The sequence below is a fragment of the Herbiconiux sp. genome (assembly GCF_023264895.1).
Lineage (GTDB): Bacteria > Actinomycetota > Actinomycetes > Actinomycetales > Microbacteriaceae > Herbiconiux.
Genome location: NZ_JAHFUY010000126.1, coordinates 1 through 9,585, shown reverse-complemented (window position 1 = coordinate 9,585; position 9,585 = coordinate 1). Strand labels below are relative to the sequence as shown.

At 71.7% G+C, this 9,585-nt stretch carries 8 protein-coding genes and 1 pseudogene; 1 reads left to right on the top strand and 8 read right to left on the bottom strand.

Annotation, left to right across the window (positions count from 1 at the left end):
- The 8 genes and pseudogenes from Q0D57_RS18095 to Q0D57_RS18060 form a co-directional block, all read right to left on the bottom strand.
- Positions 1–677: pseudogene (locus tag Q0D57_RS18095) on the bottom strand (hypothetical protein); the annotation flags it as partial.
- A complete protein-coding gene (locus Q0D57_RS18090) occupies positions 674–1,510 on the bottom strand; it encodes a heme ABC transporter ATP-binding protein (protein ID WP_291046698.1) in 837 nt (278 codons plus the stop codon). The gene Q0D57_RS18090 and the pseudogene Q0D57_RS18095, both read right to left, overlap by 4 nt.
- Positions 1,507–2,523, bottom strand: a complete 1,017-nt coding sequence (locus Q0D57_RS18085) for an iron ABC transporter permease (protein WP_291046702.1) — start codon at positions 2,521–2,523, stop codon at positions 1,507–1,509. Before Q0D57_RS18085 ends, Q0D57_RS18090 begins: the two co-directional genes overlap by 4 nt.
- Positions 2,524–2,690: 167 nt before the next feature.
- Positions 2,691–3,839, bottom strand: a complete 1,149-nt coding sequence (locus tag Q0D57_RS18080; RefSeq protein ID WP_291046696.1) for an ABC transporter substrate-binding protein — start codon at positions 3,837–3,839, stop codon at positions 2,691–2,693.
- A 109-nt stretch (positions 3,840–3,948) separates the two neighbouring features.
- Positions 3,949–4,947 (bottom strand): thioredoxin domain-containing protein, encoded by a 999-nt coding sequence (locus Q0D57_RS18075; protein WP_291046694.1) that lies wholly within the window; start codon positions 4,945–4,947, stop codon positions 3,949–3,951.
- A gap of 110 nt (positions 4,948–5,057) precedes the next feature.
- A complete protein-coding gene (locus Q0D57_RS18070) occupies positions 5,058–6,002 on the bottom strand; it encodes a hotdog domain-containing protein (protein ID WP_291046692.1) in 945 nt (314 codons plus the stop codon).
- A 116-nt stretch (positions 6,003–6,118) separates the two neighbouring features.
- Positions 6,119–6,520, bottom strand: coding sequence for a hypothetical protein (locus Q0D57_RS18065; RefSeq protein ID WP_291046691.1), 402 nt, complete (start codon positions 6,518–6,520; stop codon positions 6,119–6,121).
- A gap of 91 nt (positions 6,521–6,611) precedes the next feature.
- Positions 6,612–8,285, bottom strand: coding sequence for an alpha-amylase family protein (locus tag Q0D57_RS18060; RefSeq protein WP_291046688.1), 1,674 nt, complete (start codon positions 8,283–8,285; stop codon positions 6,612–6,614).
- Between the two features lie 101 nt (positions 8,286–8,386).
- Between Q0D57_RS18060 and Q0D57_RS18055 the strand changes: the two genes are divergently transcribed.
- A complete protein-coding gene (locus Q0D57_RS18055) occupies positions 8,387–8,968 on the top strand; it encodes a DNA-3-methyladenine glycosylase I (protein ID WP_291046686.1) in 582 nt (193 codons plus the stop codon).
- Positions 8,969–9,585 lie beyond the last annotated feature (617 nt).

Here is a 9,585-nt window from a genome sequence, read left to right as displayed (position 1 = left end):
GGGGGTGCGGCCGCAGCCGCCGCGGCGGCGGCCTCGGCGGCGGCAGCGGCGGCCGCGTCGTCCGAGTACAGGTCGCGGAACGAGATCGGCGTGAAGCTCTCGTTGCTCGGGTTCACCACGCCGTGGGCGCCGATCGTGATGATGCCGCACGTCACCTGCAGGCAGTCCACGGTGGTGACGTTGCCGTCGCGGTCGTACGACTCGAAGCTCGAGCCGGGGATCCGCATGGTCGCCGACCAGGTGCCGTCGGCGTTCACCTCGCCGCCGTTCGCGGCGTACTCGGTGGAGGAGCCCGGGAAGCTCACGAACAGCTGGTACCCCACGGGGTTCGCCTCGTCGTCGTAGACGTAGCGGTAGTCGGTGCCGGTCGATCCGCCCTGGCTGGGGGCCCACGATCCGCCGTCGACCCAGCCGAAGAACACGTAGATGCCGCCGAAGCCGTTGGGGATCGACTGGAAGCCCGTGCCCGTCGCGGTGACCTCGGTGAGGTAGTTCGGGTCGGCCACGCCCACGAGGTCGGGGCGGTCCTTCACGGTGATGTCGACCGATCCGGCCGCGTGCGCCGGAGCCGCCGCGCCGCCGAGGGCCGCCGTGAGCGCGGCGGCGGCCAGGGCGAGACCCGCGGCGAACGAGCGGAGGCCTCGGAGATCGTTCGAAGCGTGGGCACGGGCGGTCATGTCGTCTCCTCGAGAGAATCGGCGGGGATCAGGGTGGCGGGGGCCTCGTGCCGGAGCGGCAGCACGAGCGCGGTCCCGGTGACGGGGTGCCGCATCACCTCCACGGGCAGCTCGTAGACCTCGCTCAGGAGCGGCGCGGTGAGCACGTCGTCGGGGGAGCCGTCGGCCACCACGCGACCTCCGGCGATGAGCACGATGCGGTCGGCGTAGGCGGCCGCGAGGCTGAGGTCGTGCAGCACCACCACCACGCAGTCGCCCGCGCGGGCGCGGTCGCGCGCGATCCGCAGCACGTCCTCCTGGTGACGGAGGTCGAGGGCGGCGGTGGGCTCGTCGAGCAGCAGGATGCCGGTCTGCTGGGCCAGGATGCGCGCGAGCGACGCGCGGGCGCGCTCACCGCCCGAGAGCGAGGGCAGGGGGCGCTCGCGGAAGCGCTGCATCTCGGTGAGCGCGATCGACTCCGCCACCACGGCCTCGTCGTCGGCCTCGCGCGGCGTGCGCCGCCAGGGGGCGCGGCCCATCTCGACGACCTCGCGCACGGTGAACGGGAAGAACACGCCGTTCTGCTGCAGCAGCACCGCGCGGCGGCGGCCGAGCTCCTTGAGGCTCCAGGCGCCGAGCGCGCGGCCGTCGATCTCGACCGTGCCCTCGGTCACGGCCTGGTCGCCCGTGACCACCGAGAGCAGTGTCGACTTGCCGGCGCCGTTCGGCCCGATGAGCGCCACGACCTCGCCGGGAGAGGCCTCGAACGAGACGTCCTGCAGGATGCGCGTGCCGTCGATCGTGACTCCGGCACCCGTCACACGGAGAGCGGCGACCGCTGAGGGAGCGCTCATCCCCAGCCCCCCGCCTTCTTGCGCGTGCGGCGGAGCAGCCAGAAGAAGAACGGCCCGCCGATGAGCGAGGTGAGCATGCCGATCGGCAGGTCGGCCATCGGCACCGCCGTGCGGGCCACGAGGTCGGCGGCCACGAGCAACACCGATCCGCCGAGGGTCGAGGCGATCAGGAGCGGCAGGTGCTTCGGCCCGATGATCATGCGCATGAGGTGCGGGATGACGAGGCCGACGAACGCGATGATGCCGCAGAACGCCACGGCGGCGGCCACGAGCAGCGCCACGACCACGATCGAGACGATCCGCAGCAGCTCCACGTTCACGCCGAGGTGCCTCGCGGGCTTCTCGCCGAGCGAGAGCAGGTCGTAGCGGCGCGAGAGCGCGAACGCCACGATGAGCCCCACGACCACCACCGGGAAGACCACGAACACGTCGGGCCAGCGCGATCCGTTGAGGCTGCCGAGCTGCCAGAACACGATCGCCTCGCGCGACTGCGTGTCGGCCAGGAACATGAACAGCGCCAGGCCCGCTCCCGCGAACGCGTTGACCGCGATGCCGACGAGCACGAGCGTCACGACCTCGGTCTTGCCGTTGGCGCGCGAGACGCCGTAGACGAGCAGGGTGGCGGCGAGGCCGGCCACGAAGGCGCTCGCCGCGATCGACCAGTCGCCGAGGAACGTGGCGCCGAACACGATCGCGGCCGAGGCGCCGAGGGCGGCTCCCGAGCTCACGCCGACCACGCCGGGCTCGGCGAGCGGGTTGCCGAAGATGGCCTGCATCACCATGCCGGCGGCGGCGAGGGCGGCGCCCACGAGGATCGCCATGGCCACGCGCGGGAAGCGGATGGTCCAGAGCGCGCTGTCGCCGTTCGGATGCTCGGGCAGCGGGAACCAGGTGATGCCCACCTTGTGCAGGATCGAGCCGAGCACCTCCGCGGGGGCGACGCCGAGCTGGCCCGTGCCCGCCGCCACGAGCGAGATCGCCACGAGGGCGACGGCGAGTGAGACGAAGAGGATGGCCTTCCGGCCCGGTCCGCCGCGCTGGGGCAGCGGATCGACGCTCGCCTCGAGACCCGGCTGGAGACCGTGCCCTGGCCCGAGACCGAACCCGTCCCAGGAGCCGGAGGCGGAGTCGGAGTCGGAGCCGGGGCGGGTGGCGGCGGCACGGCCCGCCTTGGTCGACGTCACTCGGCCCCTGCCTTGGAGGCCGAGCCCGAGGCATCCGGAGCGTAGATGGCGCGCGCCAGCGCATCGAGCACGCCGGGGGTGCGCGGGCCGAAGCTCAGGATCTCGTAGTCGCTCATGTCGACGATGCGGCGGTTCTGGCCCGCCGGTGTCTCGGCCACGGCCGGGATGCGCTCGAGCAGCCCGTCGACGCCGTCGACCGACTCGAGGCCCTTCGTCATCATGAGGATGAGGTCGGGCTGCGCCTTCACGAGCGCCTCGGCCGTCATCGGGCGCATGCCCTTCCAGCCGATCTCGCCGGCCACGTCGATGCCGCCGAGCGCCTCGATCAGGGTGTCGGCGCCCGACTCGTCGCCGAAGATGTAGTACACGCCGGCGTTGCCGCGCACGTAGAGGAAGAGGATGCGCGGCCGGTCGGCCGGATCCTCGGGGGTCACCGAGGCGATCGTCGCGATCTCCTCGTCGATGGCGGCGTCGACCCGCTCGACGAGCGCCTCGCCGGCCGCCGGAACGCCGAGGCCCGCGGCCACCATGCCGGCGATCTCGCCGAAGTTCTCGAGGTTGCGGTCGGGGGTCACCACGATCACGGGGATGCCGGCCTCGCGCATCTGCAGCACGACGTCCCACGGGCCGATCGAGGAGTCGGTGATGATCACGCTCGGAGCGAGCTCGAGCATGGCCTCGCCGTTCAGCTCGTGCCCGTTCTGCGTGACGAGCGGCAGCTCCTCGGCGCCCGCGAAGCTCGTGGAGGTGTCGCGGCCCACGACGCTGTCGCCGAGCCCGAGGCCGAACACGGTGGCGGCGAGCGTGCCGTAGATGTCGAGTGCCAGGATGCGGCTCGTGTCGGTGACCGTGACCTCGGTGCCCTGGTTGTCGACCACGGTGGCCGGCAGGGCGGGGGTGGCGTCGACCCCGGCGTCGGTGACCGGCTCGATGCCCGTGTCCTCGAGGCAGGCGGTCGACTCACCGACGTGGTTCTTGGGGTCGGCCGTCAGCTCGAGGCTCGCGAGCGGCACGTCGCTCGAGCGGCAGGATCCCGCCGTCTCGGTGGAGGAGGCGGTGGCGGTGCAGGCGCCGAGCGCCACGACGGTGGCGGTTGCGAGGATCAGCGCGAGGCCCGCGCGGAGACGTGAGGGGCGTGACGGCATCGAGGTTCCGAACTGATGGGAGAGGGGGCCCGCGGACGAGCCGCGAACCCCCTGATCCTAGTTAGGTAAGGCTTACCTAGTCAACCTCGCGCCGTGTCGGCGCACCGTGTTACTGGGCGGGTGCCGTGGGGTTCGGCGTGGGCGGCGCGGTGGTGGCCGGCGGGGTCGCAGGCGCATCACCGGGGGTCGTGCCCTCGTCGGTGGCACCCTCCTCGGTGCCCTCGGCGGCTCCGGCCTCGGAGACCGCCGTGAACGTCTCGGTGATGAAGGTGTTCAGCGCCTCCGCGTCGTCCAGCGGCCCGGTGTAGGCGGTGCCCGACACCACGAGGAGCGGCACCGCGGTGAGCTCGGTGACATCCGAGTTCGGGATCGACTTCTCGGCGCGGGCCGTCGCATCCGTCACCCAGTCGGAGAACTCGTTGCCCCGGATGCAGGAGGCGATCTGCTCGTCGTCGAGCCCGGCATCCGTCACGAGCGTCACGAGCTCGTCGTTGCTGAGGCCGCCTTCAGGGAGGTCGGGCTGCGCGGCGATGAGCGCGTTGTGGATGACGAGCGTCGCATCCGGGACCCCGTTCGCCACGCAGGCGATCGTGTTCGCGGCGCGTGCCGAGTAGCTGTCGGCGCCGCCCTCGAGGGCCACGGGGTGCAGCTCGAGGCTCGCGTAGCCCGCGGTCACGAACGACTGCAGTGAGGCGCCGTTGGTGGTCTCGAAGGTGGCCACGTCGTCGCTGGCGTAGTCGACGTACTCGGTGAGCCGCAGCACGGTGTCGGTGGCGAGGTCGGAGGCCACGGGCTCGGCGCCGGGCTGGATGGCGGCCGTGGTGGTGGCCGTCACGGTCTCGCCGCTGCCGGTGAAGAGGATGCCGTCGCTCAGCATGTTCGCGGGGCCGGTGAAGCTCGAGCGCACGCCGTTGTAGATGCCGAAGCCGACGCCGCCGACCACGGCCACGATCGCCACGACCACGACGGTGCGGAAGAGGATGCGGTTGCGCTTCTTGCGCTTGCGGTCCTCCTCGCGCTGGATGCGGGCGAGCTCGCGGTTCAGAGCCTGGCGGTCCTTCTTCGAGAGGCCTTCGTACATGCTCTTGTCGGGCTGCGCGGGGCTCATGCCGGTGATACTCCTCGTGGTGGTGCCGGGCGAGTGCCCGGCGTAGCGACCTCGACCCTATCGAGCGAAGCTATGAGCGCGCCATCCGGGGCCCGGATGCGGTGGGCCGCTCAGCCCAGCGGGATGGCCTCGAGCTCGGCGCGCATCCGGATGAGCTCCTCGGCGTGGGCGTCGAGCCTGCGGTCCTCCTCGGTGAGGAGCGGGAGCGGCGGCACGCGCTTCGCGCGGCCCTCCTCCGGGTCGACGAAGATGCTCATGCACTGGGTCGTGAGCTCGAGCGCGCCGGGGGCGAGCGGGGATCCGGAGCGCACGTGGATGGCGATGTGCATGCTGCGCTCGCCGGTGTGGATGAGGCGCGCCTCGACCTCCACGATGTGACCGATGCGGATGGGCCGGTAGAAGTGGATGCCGCCCGAGTAGACCGCGATCGCGTTCTCCGAGCTGTGGCTCGCGGCGCACGCGAAGGCGGTCTCGTCGATCCAGCGCAGCACCGTGCCGCCGTGCGCGTTGCCGCCGTAGTTGGCGTCGGCCGGTGCCGCGAGGAAGCGGAAGACCGTGCGCGGCGTGCTGCCCTCGGCGGAGTAGACCTGCGCCTGCATGGCGTCGCGGATGGCGCGGCGCGGAGCCAGCCGCTCCACGGCGCGCTCGTTGAGCATCCGGTCGCCCGGCGTCTCGGGCCGCCACTGCTCGACCGCGTGCGGGGAGCCCTCGGCGTCGACCGCCACGAACACGAGGATGCAGTGCGTGGCGGGGGTGAACTCGCGGCTGCGCACATCGGCCGCCTGCACCGTGACGAGCACCTGCATGCTCGTGCGGCCGGTCTGGATGATGCGCGCGTGCGCCTCGATCATGTCACCGGATGCGATGGGCCGGGTGAAGTGCACGTTGCCGACGTAGGCGGTGACGCAGTAGCTCGCGCTCCAGCCGACCGCGCAGGCGTAGCCGGCCTTGTCGATCCACTCGAGCACCCGGCCGGCGGCGACGGTGCTGCCACCGGTGGCCGTGTCCTGGGGGGAGGCGAGGAAGCGGAGGGTGATGCGGTCGTGGGCGGGCACGGATCGAGTCTGGCAGGTGGGTGGGCCGGTGGCGGGGGTCGTCGGGCGAGAAGAACGGCGGTTCTTTCGTGGGGGGCAAGGCGGGGGTGCTGCGCGTGCTGCGCCTGCTGCTGTCTTCAGTCGGTGCCGGCCTCGTGGAAGGCGCGGCCGAGGCACCCGGTGGCGCGCCACAGCTCGTCGTCGCCGAGGCCGTAGGTGTCGGCGCGGCCGTGGGCGTCGCGGGGGCCGAGGAGCACCTCGGCGTCGTGCTCGCGGTGCTCGGGTTCGCGGCCGTCGAGCCACTCCTCGGCCGTGTGCGGGCCCTCGCCGGCGCCCCAGGGCGGTGTGACGCCGTACCCCTCGACGCCGGCCTCGGCCATGCAGACCCTCGTGGCCGACTCGACTGCCCACCAGGCACGATGGCTCCGCAGCTCCTCCTCGGTGGGTGCTGGTGGCTGTGCCTGGCAGCCTGCGGGCTGCGCGGTCGCCAGCAGCGCCCCCACCAGGCCCGCCAGGCCCACCATCCGCCGTCGCCGCACGGGCCCACTGTGGCCGACCCGCGTAGCCTCCCGGGCTGAGCAATCCCTACCCGGGCACGAACGCCACGCGGCGCATCCGCCATGCTGCCCGTCAGTACTGCAGCGGATCCTCCGGCGAGACGAGCCGCAGCCACTCGAACCCGTAGCCGTCGAGCGCGACCGACGCCTTGCCGGCCTCGTCGAGCTGCAGGCTCTCGCCGCCGAGCATGCGCTCGAGCCGCCATCCGCCCGCCGCCTCGCCGAGCGAGAGCGGGGCCTCGAGCGGGTGCGGAGCGAAGTTGTGCAGCGCCACGACCGTGCGGCCGTCCCAGCGGAGGCTGTGGGCGAAGACCGCCGGGTCGGGCTGGGGCAGCACCTCGAACGCGCCCCAGCCGAACTCGGGCGAGGCGCGGTAGTGCTGCACGAGCCGGCGCATGAAGGAGTAGAGCGAGTCGGGGTCACGGCGCTGGCTCTGCACGTTGACGTGGCCGGGGCCGTAGCCGCCCGGCACGACGGCGTTGCGGAGCTTCGAGGGGCGGGCCGTGGAGAAGCCGCCGGTCGCGCCCGAGGTCCACTGCATCGGGGTGCGCACCGCCAGCCGCCCGTCGGCCTCGAGGTTCTCGCCCATGCCGATCTCCTCGCCGTAGAAGAGCACGGGGGTGCCCGGCAGCGAGAACAGCAGGCTGTAGACCATGCGGATGCGGCGCGGGTCGCCCTCGAGCATCGGGGGCAGCCGACGCACGAGACCGCGGCCGTAGACCTGCATGCGCTCCTCGGGGCCGAAGGCGGCGAAGACCTCCTCGCGCTCGGAGTCGCTCAGCTTGTCGAGGGTGAGCTCGTCGTGGTTCCGCACGAAGTTGGCCCACTGCGAGTCGGGCGAGCCCTTCGGCCTCGAGAGCAGCGCCTCCACGAGCGGCTGGGCGTCGTGGCGGGCGAGCGAGAGGTAGAGGTTCTGCATGGCGATGAAGTCGAACTGCATCGTGAGCTCGTCGCCCTCCTCGCCGCCGAAGTAGAGCTCCTGCTCGTCCCGCGGCAGGTTGACCTCGCCGAGCAGCACGCCGTCGCCGCTCCGCCGCCCGAGGAAGCTGCGGAGCGAGCGCAGGTAGGCGTGCGGGTCGGGCAGGAGCTCCGCGCCGTCGACCACGCCGCTGCCGTCGAGCAGGAACGGCACCGCATCGACCCGGAAGCCCGAGAGGCCGAGCTGCAGCCAGAAGCCCATGATCTTCGCGATCTCGTCGCGCACCACGGGGTTCGTGATGTTGAGGTCGGGCTGGTGCTTGTAGAAGACGTGCTGGTAGTACTGCCCCGTCTTCTCGTCGAGCTCCCAGTTGCTCGTCTCCTGGTCGGGGAAGACGGGCTCGCCCTCGCCCGCCACCGGCTCGTCGCGCCAGACGTAGTAGTCGCGGTAGGGGTTGTCGCGGCTCTTCCGCGACTCCTTGAACCACGGATGCCGGTCGCTCGTGTGGTTGATCACCAGGTCGGCGATCACGCGCATGCCGCGGTCCTTCGCGATCCGGATGACCTCGACGAGGTCGCCGAGGTGACCGAGCCTCTCGTCGACGCCGTAGAAGTCCATGATGTCGTAGCCGTCGTCGCGATCCGGGGTCGGGTAGAAGGGCATCAGCCAGAGGCAGGTGACGCCGAGCTCCTCGAGGTAGTCGAGGCGGTGCGCGAGGCCGGCGAAGTCGCCGACGCCGTCGCCGTTCCAGTCGAGGTAGGTCTCCACGTCGAGGCAGTAGACCACCGCGGTCTTCCACCACAGGTCGCTCGTGTCGGTGACTCTCATGCCCCCAGTCTGTGCACGTTCGGGCTGTGCACGCTCGGGAGTTATGCACAGCTTCCCGGTCTCGCCGTCTTCGCGTCGGTGGTGGGTGCCACACTCGGTGCATGACCGACGACGGAACCTGCAGCTGGGCCACGGGCACCCCCTCCATGCGGGCGTACCACGACGAGGAATGGGGCGTGCCGCGGCGCGACGACCCGTACCTGTTCGAGATGCTCATCCTCGAGGGTGCGCAGGCGGGGTTGTCGTGGTCGACGATCCTCGGCCGGCGCTCCGGCTACCGGGCCGCCTTCAAGGGCTTCTCGGTTCCGGATGTCGCGACGATGACGGACGAGGAGCTCACAGCCCTCATGGACGAGCCGGGCATCATCCGCAACCGGCTCAAGATCTTCGGGGCGCGGAAGAACGCGCTGGCGTTCCAGCGGGTGCAGGAGGAGTTCGGCAGCTTCGCCGACTACCTGTGGGGGTGGGTGGGTGGCGAGCCGATCGTCAACGGTCCGCGCACCACGGGCGATCTCGTGGCCACGAGCGAGCTGTCGGACCGGTTGAGCAAAGACCTCAAGAAGCGCGGCTTCACCTTCGTGGGCTCGACCATCGTCTACGCCTACCTCGAGGCGGTGGGAGTCGTGAACGACCACGTGCTCGGCTGCCCGGCGGCCTCCGCGCGGCCGGTCCGGGAGTCGTAGGCGCGGGCGCCGCGCTCGCGCCGCGCTCCCGCCCCGCTCGCCACCCCACGTCGCATCCGAGCCGTGTTCGGCGGTGGTGGCCGGGAGGGCTGGCGTTGTCCACCCACGCAACGGAAGTTGCGCCCAAGAACTCCCGACTTGGCACATCTTGTGGCAGGTCACCAGCCTCACACGGCCCGCGCATGGCCCTTGGCGCCTCGCGGCCTCGCGCGGCCCGTGTCTCGTCCACTTGACACTAAGTGCGCCTAAGAACGCCGACTTGGCAGATCTTGTGTCAAGTCGCGGCCTCCCGCAGCCTCCCGCGTCCCTCGAGCGGGCCGTGTTTCGTCCACCTGACACTAAGTGCGCCTAAGAACGCCGACTTGGCGGATCTTGTGTCAAGTCGCGGCCTCCCGCAGCCTCCCGCGTCCCTCGAGCGGGCCGTGTCTCGTCCACTTGACAGTAAGTGCGCCTTAGAACGCCGACTTGGCACATCTTGTGTCAAGTCGCGGGGTGCCGTCGGTCGTCGGGGGTGCGGCCGGGCGTCGCGGGAGGTGGCGGGAGCCGCCGCGGGTTGGGGTCGGGCCCGGTCAGCCGGCGCGGGCCGCCCCGGGGGTGCTTGTGGGGGCGGGCACCGG

Coding starts and splice junctions, on each gene's coding strand:
- Q0D57_RS18060 (WP_291046688.1), bottom strand. CDS start 8,285: ATGAGAGTCACCGACACGAGCGACCTGTGGTGGAAGACCGCGGTGGTC.
- Q0D57_RS18080 (WP_291046696.1), bottom strand. CDS start 3,839: ATGCCGTCACGCCCCTCACGTCTCCGCGCGGGCCTCGCGCTGATCCTC.
- Q0D57_RS18090 (WP_291046698.1), bottom strand. CDS start 1,510: ATGAGCGCTCCCTCAGCGGTCGCCGCTCTCCGTGTGACGGGTGCCGGA.
- Q0D57_RS18055 (WP_291046686.1), top strand. CDS start 8,387: ATGACCGACGACGGAACCTGCAGCTGGGCCACGGGCACCCCCTCCATG.
- Q0D57_RS18075 (WP_291046694.1), bottom strand. CDS start 4,947: ATGAGCCCCGCGCAGCCCGACAAGAGCATGTACGAAGGCCTCTCGAAG.